The organism is Streptomyces glomeratus (genome assembly GCF_021462825.1).
GTDB lineage: Bacteria > Actinomycetota > Actinomycetes > Streptomycetales > Streptomycetaceae > Streptomyces > Streptomyces glomeratus.
The window spans coordinates 194,214-210,937 of sequence record NZ_JAKEEB010000003.1; the positions used below are offsets into that span (position 1 = coordinate 194,214).

The 16,724-nt window shown below is 71.0% G+C and carries 13 protein-coding genes; 6 read left to right on the forward strand and 7 right to left on the reverse strand.

Features of this window, described 5'->3' with window-relative positions; translation table 11 throughout:
• The first annotated feature begins 28 nt into the window (after positions 1-28).
• Positions 29-1,255 carry an acyl-CoA dehydrogenase family protein gene (locus LZ604_RS04670; RefSeq protein ID WP_234512830.1) on the forward strand — a complete coding sequence of 409 codons (1,227 nt, stop codon included), beginning with the start codon at positions 29-31 and terminating at the stop codon, positions 1,253-1,255.
• Between the two features lie 5 nt (positions 1,256-1,260).
• Positions 1,261-2,493 carry a CaiB/BaiF CoA transferase family protein gene (locus tag LZ604_RS04675; RefSeq protein WP_234512831.1) on the forward strand — a complete coding sequence of 411 codons (1,233 nt, stop codon included), beginning with the start codon at positions 1,261-1,263 and terminating at the stop codon, positions 2,491-2,493.
• A 40-nt stretch (positions 2,494-2,533) separates the two neighbouring features.
• Here LZ604_RS04675 and LZ604_RS04680 read toward each other — a convergent pair whose 3' ends face one another.
• Positions 2,534-5,485: a glycoside hydrolase family 35 protein gene (locus LZ604_RS04680; RefSeq protein ID WP_234512832.1), complete on the reverse strand. Its 2,952-nt coding sequence runs from the start codon at positions 5,483-5,485 to the stop codon at positions 2,534-2,536.
• A gap of 470 nt (positions 5,486-5,955) precedes the next feature.
• Between LZ604_RS04680 and LZ604_RS04685 the strand changes: the two genes are divergently transcribed.
• Complete coding sequence (locus tag LZ604_RS04685; protein WP_234512833.1) at positions 5,956-7,761, forward strand: alkaline phosphatase family protein; 1,806 nt, start codon at positions 5,956-5,958, stop codon at positions 7,759-7,761.
• Between the two features lie 132 nt (positions 7,762-7,893).
• On the opposite strand, the gene LZ604_RS04690 is transcribed toward LZ604_RS04685, so the two are convergent.
• The 4 genes from LZ604_RS04690 to LZ604_RS04705 are packed head-to-tail and all read right to left on the reverse strand — an operon-like array spanning position 7,894 to position 10,820.
• The gene (locus LZ604_RS04690; protein WP_234512834.1) at positions 7,894-9,024 is read right to left on the reverse strand and encodes an FAD-dependent oxidoreductase; all 1,131 of its coding nucleotides are present in this window, start codon (positions 9,022-9,024) and stop codon (positions 7,894-7,896) included.
• A 10-nt stretch (positions 9,025-9,034) separates the two neighbouring features.
• Positions 9,035-9,742, reverse strand: a complete 708-nt coding sequence (locus LZ604_RS04695) for a TetR/AcrR family transcriptional regulator (protein WP_234512835.1) — start codon at positions 9,740-9,742, stop codon at positions 9,035-9,037.
• Between the two features lie 59 nt (positions 9,743-9,801).
• Positions 9,802-9,987: a DUF397 domain-containing protein gene (locus tag LZ604_RS04700; RefSeq protein WP_234512836.1), complete on the reverse strand. Its 186-nt coding sequence runs from the start codon at positions 9,985-9,987 to the stop codon at positions 9,802-9,804.
• Positions 9,984-10,820 carry a helix-turn-helix domain-containing protein gene (locus LZ604_RS04705; RefSeq protein ID WP_234512837.1) on the reverse strand — a complete coding sequence of 279 codons (837 nt, stop codon included), beginning with the start codon at positions 10,818-10,820 and terminating at the stop codon, positions 9,984-9,986. The genes LZ604_RS04700 and LZ604_RS04705 overlap by 4 nt, the downstream gene beginning before the upstream one ends.
• Before the next feature lie 130 nt (positions 10,821-10,950).
• Between LZ604_RS04705 and LZ604_RS04710 the strand changes: the two genes are divergently transcribed.
• The 3 genes from LZ604_RS04710 to LZ604_RS04720 all read left to right on the forward strand — a co-directional run bounded on the left by LZ604_RS04710 (position 10,951) and on the right by LZ604_RS04720 (position 13,752).
• Complete coding sequence (locus tag LZ604_RS04710; RefSeq protein WP_234512838.1) at positions 10,951-11,448, forward strand: ATP-binding protein; 498 nt, start codon at positions 10,951-10,953, stop codon at positions 11,446-11,448.
• A 73-nt stretch (positions 11,449-11,521) separates the two neighbouring features.
• The gene (locus LZ604_RS04715; RefSeq protein WP_234512839.1) at positions 11,522-12,358 is read left to right on the forward strand and encodes a class I SAM-dependent methyltransferase; all 837 of its coding nucleotides are present in this window, start codon (positions 11,522-11,524) and stop codon (positions 12,356-12,358) included.
• Entirely contained in the window at positions 12,355-13,752 is a 1,398-nt protein-coding gene (locus tag LZ604_RS04720; RefSeq protein ID WP_234512841.1) for an MFS transporter, read from the forward strand. Before LZ604_RS04715 ends, LZ604_RS04720 begins: the two co-directional genes overlap by 4 nt.
• A gap of 62 nt (positions 13,753-13,814) precedes the next feature.
• On the opposite strand, the gene LZ604_RS04725 is transcribed toward LZ604_RS04720, so the two are convergent.
• Both LZ604_RS04725 and LZ604_RS04730 read right to left on the reverse strand, forming a co-directional pair.
• Entirely contained in the window at positions 13,815-14,528 is a 714-nt protein-coding gene (locus LZ604_RS04725; RefSeq protein WP_234512843.1) for a transglycosylase SLT domain-containing protein, read from the reverse strand.
• 471 nt (positions 14,529-14,999) lie between these two features.
• The gene (locus LZ604_RS04730; protein WP_234512846.1) at positions 15,000-16,667 is read right to left on the reverse strand and encodes a pyridoxal phosphate-dependent aminotransferase; all 1,668 of its coding nucleotides are present in this window, start codon (positions 16,665-16,667) and stop codon (positions 15,000-15,002) included.
• Between the last annotated feature and the right edge of the window lie 57 nt (positions 16,668-16,724).

Genomic DNA, 16,724 nt, shown 5'->3' on the forward strand with positions numbered 1-16,724 from the left:
TGCCGATCCGTGCCCGAGGGAGAATGCGATGAGCGTCGCGGCGATGTTGCCGACACCGTCCGGTCCCCATCTGGAGAGGGGGCTGCTGCCCGCCGACTTCTACGCCTACGAGGAACTGCTGCCGGACGGGGAACGGGAGAAGATCGATGCCCTCCGGGAGTTCCTCCGCACGCAGGTGGCCCCGATCGTCGACGACTACTGGGCACGGGGCGAGTTCCCCTTCCAGCTCGTCGAGGGCTTCGGTGGGCTCGGCATCATGGACTGGGCCGACCCGGACTCGCCGGAACCCAGGCCGAGCAACCTCTTCGCGGGCCTGATGTCCTTGGAACTCGCGCACGCCGACGCGTCGGTGGCGACGTTCTTCGGCGTGCACACGGGCCTGGCCATGGGCACCATCCTCGCCTGCGGCTCGGAGGAACAGAAGCGGCGGTGGCTGCCCGCGATGAGCCGCTTCGAGAAGATCGGCGCCTTCGGGTTGACCGAGCCGCACGGCGGCTCCGACGTGGCCGGCGGCCTCCAGACGACCGCCCGCCGCGACGGCGACGAATGGATCCTCGACGGCGCCAAGCGGTGGATCGGCAACGCGACCTTCGCCGACGTGGTCGTCATCTGGGCCCGCGACGCCGAGACCCGTCACGTGCTGGGCTTCGTCGTGGAGAAGGACACCCCCGGGTTCACCGCGACGAAGATCGAGAACAAGATGGCCCTGCGGATCGTGCAGAACGCCGACATCGTGCTCGACGGCTGCCGCGTTCCGGAGGCCAACCGGCTCCAGAACGCGAACTCGTTCAAGGACACCGCGAACATTCTGCGCCAGACGCGCAGCGGCGTGGCGTGGCAGGCGGTGGGAGTGATGTTCGGCGCCTACGAGATCGCGCTGCAGTACGCGAAGGAGCGCGTGCAGTTCGGGCGCCCCATCGCAGGCTTCCAGCTCGTGCAGGACCTGCTGGTGAGGATGCTCGGCAACGCCACGGCCTCATGCGGGATGGTGACGCGCCTGGCCCAGTTGCAGGACGCCGGGGTCTACCGCGACGAGCAGTCCGCCCTGGCGAAGGCCTACTGCACCACGCGAATGCGCGAGACCGTGGGCTGGGCGCGGGAACTGCTGGCCGGCAACGGCATCATCCTCGACTACAACATCGGCCGCTACGTCGCCGACTCCGAGGCCATCTACTCGTACGAGGGCACGCGGGAGATCCAGACCCTCATCGTCGGACGTGCCGTGACCGGCGGCCTGAGCGCCTTCGTGAGGTGACGGCCATGACCATCGAATCCGTCTTCACCGGCCTGAAGGTCCTCGACGCCTCCTCCTTCATCGCGGCACCGGCCGCGGCCACCGTGCTCTCCGACTTCGGAGCGGACGTCATCAAGATCGAGCCGCCGGGGAAGGGCGACCCCCAGCGGAGGCTGAGCTCCGTGCCGCCCAGCCCCCGGGCACAGGCCAACTACAGCTGGCACCTCGCCAACCGCAACAAGCGCGGCATGGTGATCGACCTGAAGTCCCCGTCGGCCACCGGGATCCTCAAGCGCCTCGTCGAGTGGGCCGACGTGGTGATCACCAACTTCCCGCACGGCACGCGTGAGAAGCTGCACCTCGGCTACGAGGAGGTCGCGGCCTGGAACCCGCGGGTCGTCTACGCCGACATCACCGGCTTCGGCGATGCCGGCCCCGACGCCGGACAGCCGGGCTTCGACCTGACCGCCGCCTGGTCGCGCAGCGGGCTGCTGGCCTCCACCCGGGACGCGGGAGCCCCGCCCACGGTGCCGGTCTGGGGCAGCGGCGACTACATGTCGGCGATCGCCATCTACGCGGCGATCGTGACCGCCCTGTACCGCCGTGAGCGGACGGGACAAGGGGCCAGCGTCGGAACGTCGCTGCTCGCCGCGGGCGTCTGGGCCACCGGAACGCTCGTGGCCGGTGCGCTCGCCGGCGGCACGCCGTTCGAGCTGCACGACCGGAAAGCGCCGGCGAACCCGCTGATCAACCCCTACCGGACCGCGGACGACGAGTGGTTCATGCTGGTCGCCTCACCCCCGCACTGGCCGGGACTGACGCGGGCCATCGGGCACCCCGAGCTGCTCGAGGATTCCCGTTTCGCGGACATCGAGGGCTTCGTCGAGAACTCCGCCGCGCTGGCCGAGCTGCTCGACGCCGAGTTCCGCTCGCGGCCTTTCGCCCACTGGAAGGACGCCCTGGACCGGGAACGCGTCGTCTACAGCCTCATCCAGACGCCGGAGGAGGCCGCGCAGGACCCGCAGCTGCGCGCGAACGACATCGTCGTGCCGCTGGAAGGAGTCAGCGGGCTGGAGGAGACCATCAACAGCCCGGTCACCCTCCGAGGGGTGCCGAAGGTGCCGGCGAAGCGGGCACCGGAGCTGGGCGAGCACACCGGCGAGATCCTCGCCGAGCTGGGATTCGGCCCCGCCGAGATCGCGGAACTGCGCGCCGCGGGAGTGATTCCCGGCGCGCCCGGGCAGGAGGCGACGCCATGAGTGCGAAGACCGCAGCGGACCCGGTGGTGCCGGCGCGAGGCTAGTGCGCGGGCCCGGGGGAGTTCACCGGTGTCACCGGAACTCCTCCGGCCGCCCGGCCCAGGAGCGTCAGGTCCACCCTGCCCGGCCCCGACGGCGTGGTTCCGTCGGACAGGACCGCCAGCGCGAGCGTGTTGACGCCCCGGGTGTTCAGCACGCCGTTCGGCAGGACGAAGGTGTGCTGGGGGCCCACGTCGTTGATGTACTGGCCCATGTTCCAGCCGTTGAGGAAGATCTGTACCCGGTAGGCGCGGGCCGGGTCGTCCATGAGGGTCAGGCCGATCGACGCGTCCGTGCCCGGGGCGACGGACAGACGGAACCGCGTCCGGTACCAGACCACGCCCTGCCGCCGCTCGGAGCGCGGGAAGTACGCGGGCTTCCAGCCGTGGCCGCGGAAGCCGGGCAGATGCCAGCCCTGCCGTTCCCCGTACAGACCGCCGTTGTTGAGCGGGCCGCGCACGGGGTCGGGGGCCGCCTCTCCCCGGATCCGCCAGCGCACGGCGGGGGAGGCGCCGTCGAAGGTGACGGAGACGAGCCCCCGGCCCGCCTTGTGGGTGTCGTCCGCCCGGCCGTCCTGGTCGTGCTGCATACGGCGGACGAGGACCGAGAGGACATGGGACCCGCCTCCCGGGGCGACGGGGAACGTCGCCGTCGCCGTCCATGTCCCCTGGCGGACGGTCTTCGCGTCGGGTACGGGCATCCGGTGCGTGCCCAGTGGCCTGCCGTCCAGCCACGCCATCAGCAGGCCCTGCGTGCCGGTGATGTAGGAGAGGGAGACCGACCGGGCACCGGCCGCGCCCTCGAAGCGGCCCCGGTACCACACGTCCCCGTAGTGGAAGCCGTAGTCGTCGGCGAAGAGGACGGGCTCTCCGGCGGGCACCGGGGTCGTGGCGGCGGACCTGGCCAGGTCGGTCGTCCGCCAGGCCGAGTCGTCGAAGTCGGCGGCGGATTCGGGATTCTCGGCCTTGCGGCGCCATCCGGTCAGCGGGGGCAGCCGCACGGCGCCGGCGCCGGGCAGCCGCCGTTCGGCGCGCAGACTGCCGGAGCGGGTGACGCGTGTGCGCAGCCGGGTCCCGTTCCAGGCGACCGCGGCGACCCCGCGCGGCGCCCACACCTCCAGGTCCGCCTCCTCGGTCGTGTCGCCGGTCAGTGCGGCGGTCGGGCCGTGCAGGACCGCGGTGCGCAGCAGAGCGGGCCCGTACACCAGGACCGGTCCGGAGGGGGTGGTGCGGGGCCACAGCCGTACGGATGTCCTGTCGTCGGCGAGCAGCAGGAGCAGGGGGGCCGCGGCTCCTCCGCCCGTCACCGCGATTCTGGTGAGGCCGTCGAGCCGGGCGCGTACGCGCAGGGCGCCGTTGTCGTACGCGCAGTCGGCCGCGCCCTCCAGCACGGTGACGGCCGGCCTGACCGCGCACTCCAGGACGGTCTCGGTCACCTCTCCCGTGCGGCCGGTGAACACGGCGACGTCCTGGCGACCGGCGGCCAGGCGCAGCATGGGCTGCGCGGTGGAGTGGCGCAGCGTCCGCCGGCCGAGGGAGATCCCGGCGGCCAGCAGCCGGGCGTCCAGGGCGCGCACCGGTACCCGGAGGGTCGTCCCGCCGAGCGGGACGGCGGCGACCGTGTCGCTGGGCCCGTCGTTGCGGAGCACAAGGATGTGCGCTCCGGTGTCGGGGTTGACGAGGTGATAGGCCCTCACCCCCGGGGTGGCGACGGAGACGTCCTCCGCCCGGTCCAGCTTGGCCAGGTCGGGGAAGTGGTGCAGCAACTGCCCGATCTGGTGCATGGGGACGAGCTTGGCGGTCGGCTGCCGGGCCTCGTCCAGGGCGGCCCCGTAGTCGTACGACGTGTAGACGACCGGTGCGGGCAGCCAGCCCCAGGAGGTGCCGCCGAAGGTCATGTAGACGTTGTGCAGCGTGATGCCGTTGGCGAGGTTGGTCAGGTAGAAGCGCCGCTCGTACGCCGCGTCACGGGTGCGGCGTGACTCGGCGTATCCCTTCCCCCGGAACTCGGCGCCGCCCCACGGGTCGAACCAGCCGCCCCCGAACTCGGCGAGGAAACCGGGGGTTCGTGGACTGGCCGTGGATCCGCCCTCCGGCCCGCCGCGACCGAAGTACCCCCAGTCCGGTGGCCGCTTGAACGGCGACGGATAGCCGTCGAAGCCGTAGAGCCACCGGCCGCGCTCACCGCCCGTGTCGAACGTGCCGGGTGCCCAGTGGCCGTTCCTGCCCTTGTCGTTGTGGAACAGCGGTACGTCGATGCCGTCGGCGCGGACCTTCCGGTACAGATGCGCCATGTAGGCGCGGCCGGTGTGCTCGGTGACATGGTTCGCGTACTCGTTCTCCAGCTGGTACAGCAGGATCGTGCCGGTGCCCCTGGTGTACAGATGCCGTACCGCGATCCGGTTCACGGCGGTCAGCCACTCGTCCACATGCCGCAGATACGCCGGGTCGGCGGTGCGGGCCCTGCCCCGGGTGGCGGTCAGCCAGCCGGGGAAGCCGCCCGCGTCGACCTCGGCGTTGATGTACGGGCCCGGGCGCAGGGTCACATACAGCCCCGTCTCGGCGGCCGTGCGCAGGAACAGGTCCAGATCCCGCACGCCCGTGAAGTCGTAGGAGCCCGGGGCCGGGGAGTGGTAGTTCCAGGAGACGTAGACGCTGACCGTGTTGTAGCCGTGCGCGCGGAGTTTGTGCAGCACGTCCCGCCACAGGGACGGGCTCGGCAGCCGGAACGGGTGCATCTCGCCCGACCACAGCACGACCCGCCGGCCGTCGACGATCATCGAGTAGTGGTCGAAGCCCACGGTGTGCCTCCGCCGGTCCGCGGCCGGGGTGCCCGGCGCCGGGCCGGTCGGGGCGGTGGCGGCCGCCACACACGCCTCGCCGCTCCCGCCGAGCGAGAGCCCGAGCGCTGCCGTGCCGGCGATCGTGCTGAAGGTACGTCTGCTCAACACCAAGGCGGTTCTCCTCGACGGGCGCGGGTGCGGCCATTGTGCACAGGCGCAGGCCCGACAACGGGTTCATGAGGATCTCGGCGCGGGCGGATTACGCGGTAAGAGCGGCGCTGGAGCCGACCGTCCGGCCGACGCGATTACGGTCGCGGACCCATCGGCGGGCCGGGCGAACGTCCGCCGCATCCTGGAGGGCGTCAGTCCCGCGGACATCGCGACGGGCACACTGCCGGCGCCGGTACCGGAGCCGGCGTAGGAGCCGCCGGCCTGGGAGAACCCGTGGCGGACACGGTCCCGAGGGGGGTGTGTCGCCCGTTTCTCCACCCCCATCCGGCGCAGACTTGTCTGAACAAGTTCGACAGTGGTTCTCCCGCCGGACAGCGGCGGCCGATAGCTATGTCCCGTTCATGCGGCTCAGTCGGGCCGTAACGGCACCACCTCTCATGGCACCCCCACCAACGGGACGAGGTACACGCATGCGACTGCGCTGGAGATCACTCGGCGGGCTGCTCACCCTCCTCGGCGCACTGATCGTCGCCGCTCCCGCTCCCGCCCATGCGGCGGGCAGCAGCGGCAACCTGATCGTCAACGGCGACGCGGAGACCGGCGGCTACTGCACCGACGACTGGGGCGCGGCCACCACCGTGCCCGGCTGGACGACCGAGGCCGGTGGCCCGGACGTCATGTGCCACACCGCCGGGTCCTTCGGGCTGCCCGGCGACGGCAAGGCGCCCGGCAAGGCCTTCTTCGGGCCCGGCAACTTCGGCGACGGCGCGATGGCGCAGACCGTGGACGTCTCCTCGGCGGCCTCGGCCATCGACGGCGGCGGGGTGAGCTACAACCTCTCCGGCTGGCTCGGCGGCTGGACCGTCTACAGCGGCTACGTCGCGGTCGGCCTGCACTTCCACGACGCGAACGGCCGCCCGGTCGGTGCGCCCGCCAAGCTGCCGGCCGTCTCCGCCGGCGACCGCGGCCTGGCCACCGAGTTCCTCTCCCGCAGCACCACCGGCTCGGTCCCCGCCGGGACCCGCTCCATCCAGGTCGAGGTGCAGTTCCTGTCGACGTCCCACGAGGCCGGCTACCTGGACAACCTCTCGCTCACCCTGAACACCCCGGTCACCGCTCCGCCCCCGGTCGCCCCGCCCGCCTCCGAAGTGCCCGGCTACGACCACGTGTTCATGGTCATGATGGAGAACACCGACTACTCCGAGATCATGAACGATCCGGCGGACACGCCCTACATGCACAGCCTGATGACCCAGGGCGCCACGCTGACCGACTTCCACGGCGTCTACCACCCGAGCGACGAGAACTACCTCGCCGTCGCCGGCGGCGACACCTACGCCAAGGGCGCCACCTACTGGCCCGACATCAACTCCCCTCAGCGCAACCTGGGTGACATCCTGGAAGCGGCCGGCAAGAGCTGGAAGGCCTACGAGCAGGGCATGGGCACCCCCTGCAACACCAACACGAACTACGACAAGTACTACGAGCCCGACGACGCACCGTTCATCAACTACACCGATATCGGCGGCAACGCTTCACGCTGCGCCGCCCACCTGTTCGACACCACGCAGCTGACCTCCGACCTGCGGTCTGCCGCGACCACCCCGGCCTTCTCCTGGATCGCCGCCGACGACTACTACGACGGTGAGGCCTCCGGGAACGGCAACACCACCAGCCTGAAGACGCAGGACGGCTGGCTGAAGCAGACCCTCGCACCGGTGCTGGCCTCCCCCGCCTGGACCCAGCAGCGCTCGCTGCTCATCCTGACCTGGGACGAGAGCGACAAGGAGGCGTACAACCACATAGCCACCGTGGTCCTCGGTTCGCAAGGCACCGTCCCGGCCGGAACCAGCAGCCCGGCCCACTACGACCACTACGGCATCGGCCGCACCGTCGAGGCGGCCCTCGGCCTGCCCGGCCTGACCGCCAACGACACCTATGCCACCCCGCTGAACGCCGCCTTCGCGCCGTCCACCGTCACGACGCCGACGCTCACCGGCGACCTCGACGCGGTCGCGAACGGCGGCAACGTCACCTTCCGGTACACGGTGCCGTCCGGCGCGCAGGTGAGCGCGAAGAACTGGATCGGCATCTACCCGGCGGGCGCCACCCCTGGTCGTCAGTCCTCGCTGGCCTGGGCGTACGCCCCCAACGCCAGCGGTGCGCTGACCTTCTCCACCGGAAAGCCGGGCGGCGCGGGCGCCTACGACGTGTACTACCTCGCCAACGACGGCTACTCGGTACTGGCCGGGCCCTTCCCCCTGTCCGTCGGCTGATCCGCCGGCAGCGGACACGGGCCTGCGCGTTCCGCATCACGGCGCTCGGCTTCTCGGCCTTGCCGGGGCGCCGGAGCCGGGCGCGCAGGCCCGCACCGGAACGGACGCGGTGACCGTCGGGGGAGCCGGGCCCTAGGAGCCGGTGCCGCTCATCATGGCGACCATGTTCCGGTTGGCGTCCGGGCCGAAGAGGAGGTCGAGGCCCCGGGCCGACTGGGCGGCGGCCTGTTCCGCGCGCGGGAAGAGCGCCTTCTCGTAGGCGAGCAGACCGGCGTCGAGGTCGTCCGGGTGGGCCGCCAGGGCCGTGGCGAGTTCCGCGCCGTCCTGGAGTGCCGCGTTCGCTCCCTCGCCCGCGAACGGCGACATCAGATGGGCCGCGTCGCCGAGGAGCGTCACTCCCGGCGCGTGCGCCCAGCGGTGGCCCACCGGGAGCGCGTGGATCAGACGCGGGGTCAGTGCACCCTCGGCGTCGGCGATCAGTGCGCGCAGCCGGTCGTCCCAGCCCTCGAAGTGCGCGAGCAGCGCCTGCTTGACCGAGTCCGGGGCCGTGAAGTCGAAACCGGACAGCCAGTCCTCGGGCACCTTGAAGGCCACGTACGTGTGGATGGAGCCGTCGGTCTCCCGGTGCGTGAGGAACCCTTTGCCGTCCGCCAGCGCGAACATCATGCCGCCGCCCAGGAGTTCGGCCGTCGCGGGGTGCCGTACGGCCGCCTCGTGCAGGTCCGTCTCGACGAAGGACACACCGGCGTAGGCGGGCAGGTCGGGGGAGAGCAGGGGGCGGATCCGGGACCAGGCGCCGTCCGCGCCGATCAGGACGTCGGTCGTGAACAGGGAGCCGTCGGCGAGCGCCACCTCGTGGCGTCCGTCGCCCAGGGAACGCGCGCCGGTCACCTTCGCGCCCCAGCGGACCGTGCCCTCGGGCAGCGAGTCCAGCAGGATGCGGCGCAGGTCGTTGCGGTCGACCTCGGGCCGGCCGCTCTCCTCGACGTCCTTGAAGCGGACCGTGCCGTCCGGGTCGAGGACGCGCAACTCCTCCCCGCCGGAGTGGACGATCGCGCGGAACTCCTCGAAGAGCCCGGCGGCCCGCAGCGCGGCCTGCCCCGACTCCTCGTGGATGTCGAGCATGCCGCCCTGGGGGCGGGTGGCGGCGGAGGCGTCGCGTTCGTGGACGACCGCCTCGATGCCGTGCACATGGAGCACACGGGCCGCGACGAGACCGCCGAGACCGGCGCCGACTACGGCAACGGTGTGGTGGGTGGACATGGTGGCCTCCTCAGGGAGTAGGCGGTGTGGTGGGCGGCTCGGGTGCCGCCGTGATGCCGCTGATCAGCACCTGGAAGCCCCAGGCCAGGCGTTCCTCGCCGGTTCCGGACAGCAGCGTCGTGCCCAGCGCGGCGATCTGCGGGTGCCGGTCGGGTGATGCGTCCCGCAGGGCCCGGGTCAGCGCGTCCCAGTCGTCCTTCGTCTGGGGTGCCTGCCCCTGGGCGGAGTGCTCGGCCGCGCTCGCCGTCGCGTACTGCAACAGCAGGTCGAGGCCCCAAGACGCCCGCGCGGACGGCACCCCGCCCTCGGCGAGCAGGGCGAGGACCGCCTCCACGAGGTCGAGGTAGTGCTCCCCGGAGGGGCGGGCCACCAGGGCCGCGCGGGCGAGCGCCGGATGCGCGAACAGGACGTCGACGTACGAGGTGAGCAGCCGCACGAGCCGCTCCCGCCAGTCGCCTTCCGCCCCGGCGGCGGACAGGTCCACCTCGCCGAGCAGGCGGTCCAGGACGGCCGCGTGCAGCTCCGCGGTGTTGCGGACGTAGACGTACAGCGAGGCGGGACCGGTGTCGAGTTCCTGCGCCAGGCGGCGCATGGTGACCCGTTCCAGACCCTCCGCACGCATGAGCGCGACGGCGGTGTCGACGATGCCGTCCCGGGTGAGAGCGGGCTTGGCGGGGCGGTCGCGGCGGCTGCGGGGGGCAGGGGGGTGCGCTGTCATGCCCTCAAGGTAACGAACATGTTCGTCGCGAACAAGTTCGTGACGAACATGTTCGTGAATCAGCCCCGCGTTGCGTAGGAGAGGAAGCCGGTCCAGGCGGCCGGGGAGAGGGTGAGGCGGGGGCCCTGGGGGTTCTTGGAGTCGCGGACGTGAACGGTGACGGGGGTGAGGGCGACTTCGAGGCAGTCTCCGTCGCCGCCGCTGCTGTGGCTGCTCTTGAACCAGGTCAGTTCGGTTGCGCTCATAGGTCTCCTCGCATCCGCTGCAACAGGCCCACGGAGTCTTCAAGGGTGAGAGCCTGTGAGCGCATCCTGGCATAGCGCCTTTGGAGCACGCTGACCTCTTTCGGGTCCGAGATGAGCAAGCCGCCTCGCTGCCCCTCGCAGTAGGCGAACCACTTGTTTTCGGGGGTCTCCAGCAACTGCATAGGACCGTCGAGCCCGGCATGCGACTCCCGTCGCGTCGGCATGACTTGGATCTCGACGTTCCGCAAGCTGGCCATGTGCAGAACGTGATCGATAAGCCCTCGGGTGGCCTCCTGACCGCCTGTACGCCGCCGGAACAGGTGCTCCTCCAAGATGAAGTCGAAGGCCGTGTTCTGGCGGTTCCGCAGCAGTTGCTGCCGTTCGGCCCGCGCTACCCACTGGGCCTCGATCTGCCCGTCGTCCAGCGGTGGCAACTGCTCGGTGAACAAGGTCCGCGCGTACGCCTCCGTCTGCAACAGCCCAGGGATCAACCGGCACTCATACGTGTACAACGTGATAGCCGTCCCCTCCATCCGCGCCCACTGCCGGAACCAAGCCGCCAACCCCGGTTGCCGCGCCAGATGTTCCGCCGCCTTCCGTAACGCACCCGTGTTCCCCAGCACCTCCTCCGCCCGGTCCACGAATGCCGGGTCGGGCATGCGGCGGCCCAACTCCACCGACGCGACCGTGTGCTTGGAGAACCGCACCTGTTCGCCGAACTCCTCCCGGCTCAGCCCCGCGTGCTCCCGCAGTGCCTGGACCACCGCCCCGAACGTCCGCAGGCTGCCCGAGGATTCCGGCTCCCCGCCCGTACCCACCGCGCCATCGACCACAGTCCGCCACCTCCCGCACACATGGTCACGGGCAGTCACGGGTACTGTCCAGCGTGTGAGCGCGTACGCTGCCGCGGCGTACGCGGCGTCGACCTGGTGAAACACCCTCCTCGGCCGTCAGATTGAGCGCATGACCGCACCATCCGCCCCCCAACGCCCGGTTACCGTACGTATGTTCTCGCAGCGTTTCAGCGCCACTCCGCGTGGCGCCCGCCTCGCCCGACGGCTCGCCGTGACCGAGCTGCACGCGTGGGGCATCCCGCACGGCACGGAGACCTCCGACTCCGCCGCCGCGATCGTGGCCGAACTGGCCGCCAACGCGGTGACCCACGGCCGGGTGCCGGGGCGGGACTTCGAGCTGCGCCTCTCCCTCGTCACGGGCAGCGTCCGCATCGAGGTCAGCGACACCCGCGGCGGACCGCCCTGCCCGCCGGGCCCGGGCGGCGTACGGCATCCCGAGGTGCTGGAGGAGTCCGGCCGTGGACTCGTCCTCGTCGACGCGCTCGCCGCCCGGTGGGAGGTGCTGGACCGGGACCCGCCGCCCGGCAAGACCGTACGCGCCGAGGTGGACGTGCCCAGGTGGCTGTCCCTGGCCAGGGCTCCCACGGGAGGAGCGACGGCCGGCTGAAGCGGGGCCGGGCTTCGGACCTCGGGGAGTCCCACAAGGTGTACGGTCCGTGTCCGGCCACGACAATGGACGGGTGGCAGGTGAAGGCGGCTTCCGGGTTCCTCGGGGATCCGCGAGCCCTGGGCGCTACGGCGAGCAGGTCTTCCGCCCACAGGACGAGGGCGAGTCGGAGCGGATCGACCTGGCGGCGGCCGTGTACGACGCCACGACGCTCGCACGGTTGCGGCGGCTGGGGGCCGGCCCGGGCCGGCGTTGTCTGGACGTGGGTGCCGGAACGGGGACGGTGGCACGCTCGCTTCTGCGCGAGGCGGGCGTCACCGAGGTCGTGGCGGTGGACCGGGACATCCGGTTTCTCACGTCCGAGCCCGTCGCGGGATTGACCGCCCTCGAGGCCGATGTGACCTCCGACCGCTTCGAGCCGGGTCTCTTCGATCTCGTCCACGCCAGGTTCGTGCTGATGCATCTGCCGTCTCCCGCGCGGATGGTCCGGCGGCTCGCCGGGCTGGTCGCGCCGGGAGGTGTACTGGTGCTGAGCGACGCGGTGGACCTGACGACCGACGGCGCCCCGGACACGCCGTACACCCTCGCCATGCGGGCGATGTGGCGAGGGCTGCGTGACACGATCGGCACCGACGTGACGTGGGTACCGCGCTGCCCCCAGCTGATGCTCGCCGCCGGGCTGGAGTCCGTGGCCGCCGAGATCCATGTGCCGCCCCTGGAGCCGGGAAGCGCCATCAGCCGGTTCTGGGCCTGTACGTGGGACCGGGCACGTGCCGCGATGGTGGCGACGGGCCTGGTGGACGACGCCGCGATCGACGAGGCCGAGCGCCGGCTGGAATCTCCGACGTGCGCAGGACTGTCCCCCGGGATGCTCACCGCCTGGGGCCGGAAACCGGCACAGCCACGATGACCACGTCCCCGGACACGCAGCGCCGTCGACACCCCACCTCCGTCGGGCCGGCGCCGCTGCTGGCGGTGTGCGCCGGGTACTTCATGGTGATCCTGGACGTGACGATCATCAACGTCGCCGTTCCGGTGGTGGGCCGGGATCTCTCCGCCTCACTCACCGGCATCCAGTGGATCACGGACGGGTACACCCTGGCGTTCGCCGGGCTTCTGATGAGCGGTGGCGCGCTGGGCGACCGGCTGGGAAACCGCCGGGTCTTCTGCTGGGGCGTGGTGGTCTTCACGGTGTCCTCGGCCGCGTGCGCGTTCGCACCGAGCGCACCCCTTCTCGTGGCGGCGCGGCTGGTGGAGGGGCTGGGGGCGGCGCTGATCGTGCCCGGGTCCCTGGCTCTGCTCCAGCAGGCCTACCCGGCGCCGGCCGTACGGTCGTGGGCCTTCGGGTTGTGGGGCTCCATGGCGGGGATCGCGGCCTCCGCCGGGCCGCTGCTGGGCGGGCTGCTGGTCTCGACGCTGGGCTGGCGGTGGGTCTTCCTCATCAACCTGCCCGTCGGCGTGGCCTGCCTGGGGATGACCCTGCGGCACGTGGCGCCCTCGGCCCGGCAGCCCGCCCGGGCTCTGGACTGGCCGGCGCAGTGCGCGGTGGTGGCGTCGGTGGCCCTGCTGACCGGCGCGCTGAACGAGGCCGGACGGCGTGGGTGGGCCGACCCCGCCGTTCTCGCCGGGATGGGCCTGGCCGCACTGACCGCCGCGGTGTTCGTGGTGCGGGAGCGGCTGGCACGGTCTCCCGTCCTTCCGCTCGGCCTGCTGCGCTCGCGCGCGATGAGTGGCGCAGCCGCCATCGGCCTGCTGTTCAACTTCGGCTTCTACGGCATGCTGTTCACCGCCAGCCTGTACTTCCAGCACCAGCGCGGCTTCAGCGCCCTGAAGACCGGGACGGCTCTGTTCCCGGCCGTGGCGATGACCATGTTCGCCTCGGTGCTGTCCGGGCGGCTGACCCGTCGTACCGGCGATCGCCCACTGGTGGTCTTCGGCATGCTCCTGGCCGCGCTGGGACTGGCGGGCTGGGCCGCCGCGGGAGCCGATCCGGCCTACGCGCTGCTGGTGGCACCGATGATGGCCGCGGGTTTCGGTACGTCCTTCGCCCTGACCGGGTCCACCGCCACCGTGATGGGTGCGGTGCCCCCGGCGTACTCAGGGGCGGCGTCCGCTCTGTTCAACACGACCCGGCAGATCGGCAGTGCCACCGGCGTGGCACTGGGAGGCAGCCTGCTCGCCACCGCCGCCGACCACCAGGCCGGGCTGCGTACCAGCATGGCCGTCGGCGCGCTCGGCTACCTGACGGCCGCGGGGCTCGCCTGGCTGTGTGTGTCGGCGAAGCCCAATTCCCAAGAGAGGTAAGGGCGGTATGACGAAGGTGGTGGCGGCATCGCGCCGCCACCACCTTGCAGTCGAAAATTCGATCAGTAGGGACCGTTCACATTGTCGATCGAACCATAGCGGTGGTACGCGTAGTTGCACGCGGCGGTGATGTTGGCGACCGGCTCGTAGATGTCCCACGAGGTTCCCGGCACGTGGTACGCGTTGAACGTCGGCTGGATCACCTGGAGCAGACCCTTGGACGGGATGCCCTTGGCGGCATTCGAGTCCCACAGGTTGATCGCCCTCGGGTTGCCCGAAGACTCACGGATCACATTGCGGTAAATGCCGTTGTAGCTTCCCGGAATGCCGTTCTGCCTCATGATCGCCAGGGAGTGCTTGATCCAGCCGTCCAGGTTGTTGGCGTAGGCCTGGTTCCCGGCGACCGTGGCGGGCTTCGTCGTGGCGGGCTTGGTCGCCGTGGCGGGCTTGGCGGTTCCGGAGGGCAGGGTCAGGACCTGGTTCGGATAGATGACGTAGGGGCTCGACAGGCCGTTGGCCGCGGCGATGGCCGGCCAGCCGCCGGGCGTCTTCAGGGCGCGGGCGATCGAGGCGAGGTGGTCGCCGGCCTTGACGGTGTACGTGGTCGCGGTCTGCCCGGCCGGTGCGGTGACGGCCTTGGAGGCCGGAGCGGCGTGGGCGGTCACGGCCGTCCCGAACACGGCCGTGGCGGCCATGGCGAACGTGCCGACGGTGACGGCGCCACCGGCGGAGATTCGGCGCGTCCGAGACGAGCGCTTGGCGGCATGACGGGGCATGGTGCGGTCCTCATTCCAGGGGATTGCATCGTGCGCAGTTGCCGGTACCTCTCGACAAACAGCACCGCATTTCGTTTTGCGGTGCCCTGCGGCGGACACATTCTTAGCCGCCGGGAATAACTAAACAATTACCCCTTTTACTAAGCGGGCTAGTTGCCGCAGGTGATCAAATAGGGGTCCGCGGGGTGAATCCGGGAGATTAAGGCGTAGGTAAAGCACTAGGGTGCTTCGTAAGTGAAGTGCATCACGCCGCGCTGAAAACGGGAATGGGTTGCTTTGCGATCGCACTCAAGCGGAATTTTTAATGGCAAAAAGTGCAATGAGGCTAATTGTGGCGAAACAAGCTTTCGTCATTTACTTACTCAAAACGGACATGCGGTGCCGACGGGCCGGGCCACAAAGAGCGACGCCGCCGGCGGCCACGAGGTAGTCCTCGTGGCCGCCGACGGCGTCCGGTAGTGCGGCTGGGGCTCAGCCGACCTGGTTGTACATCGCTCCCGCCGCAGGCCAGCCGGTGGGCTCCGGGACCGGTTCCGGCTGGGTGCGGCCGCGGACCTGGGCGGCCGTGAGCCCGCCCGCGGCGGGCATGCCGCGCCGGTTCTGTGCGGCCGCCGCGAGTCCGGGCAGGCCGGTCTGCGGAACCGGCTGGAGACCGGCCGCGGCGGCCGGGGCGATCCCCGGCGGCATGCCCGGCACGGAAGCGGGGGCGGGAGCGGGGGCGGCGGCCGCGGGCATCGGGGCCAGGGCCGGCGCGGGGGCCTGGACCGGCGCCGGGGGGGCCGGGGCGGGCATGGGTGCGGGCATCGGCAGCGGGGTCGGTGCGGGCATCGGAGCCGGGGAAGCCGCGGCGGGTGCCGGGGCCGGTGCGGGCGCCGAGCCGGGGGCCAGTCGCGGCATGGCAGCGGCCTGGGAGGCGAGCCCCGAGACGCCCGCGCCGTTGGTCTGGCTGACGAGCCGGTCCACCGCCGCCGTGCCCGAGCTGTAGCTGGTCCCTGTGCTCGGCTCGGGCACGGCGGCTCCCCTCCTGGTCCCGTAGAGCACCTGCTCCAGGGCGGACACCAGGCGACGCACGTCCACCTCGGGGCGCACCACGAGCCGCAGGAAGCGGCTGGATGAACCGATCTTGTTGCCGCACTCGCGGACCAGGATCCGGTGCTCGGACAGCAGCCGGTCGCGGACCACGGTGCCCTCGGCGCCCACCGGAAGGCGCACGAAGAGGAAATTGCCCTGCGACGGGTAGACCGTCAGACCGGGCAGCTGGGAGAGCTGGCGGGACATGTCCAGTCGGTCCCGGCGGATCTGGTGCAGGCTCTCCATGTACTCGGCGCCGTGCTCCTTCAGCATGAACACCACGTGCTCGGCGAAGGAGTTGAGATTCCACTTCGGCAGCATGGAGCGGATCTTGCCGGCGAGCGACGGGTTGGCGACCAGGTAGCCGAAGCGGATGCCGTGCAGGCCGAAGTTCTTGCCGAGGCTGCGCAGCACGACGACGTTGGGGCGCATCACGGCGTCTTGGACGACGCTGGGCTCGCTCTCGGCGTCGGCGAACTCCAGGAACGACTCGTCGATCACGATCAGGTCCAGGTCCGCCATCGCGTCCATGAACTGCACGAGCGTCTGCCGGGGCACGAACCCGCCGTCGGGGTTGTTCGGGTTGCAGACGACGGCGACGCGGGTGCCGCGCTTGCGGATGAAACCGGCGTACTGGGCCAGGTCCAGGGCGAAGCCGCTGGACTCCTGGAGCGGGAACATGTCGACGCGCTTGCCGGTCTCCATGGGCTGGTCGGTCCAGCGGCCGAAGGTGGGGACGGGAACGGCGAGGGACTCACGCACCAGAAGATGGTCGATCCAGGTGATCAGCTCGGTGGAGCCGTTGCCCATGGCCACGCACTGCGGGGGCAGCTGGAGCAGATTGCACAGCTCGGCCGTGATCGTGTCCGCGCTGCTCGGGTAGTAGGTGATGATCTCGCGCAGCTTGTGCGCCATCTCCTCGAACATGGCGGGCGTGGGGAAATAGGGGTTGCAGGGAATACAGAAGTCCACGGGACCCGTCCCGTCGCCGCCCTCCCGCGTCAGCGCCGCCATCGACGGGCTGTGTGCCGCGGTGCTGCGGAACAGCGAGGTGACGTTGTCGGCCATGGAACCTCCGTATGGGGCGGGCCCGTGGGGACGGTGGCCCGTCGTCTTTGGGTGGCC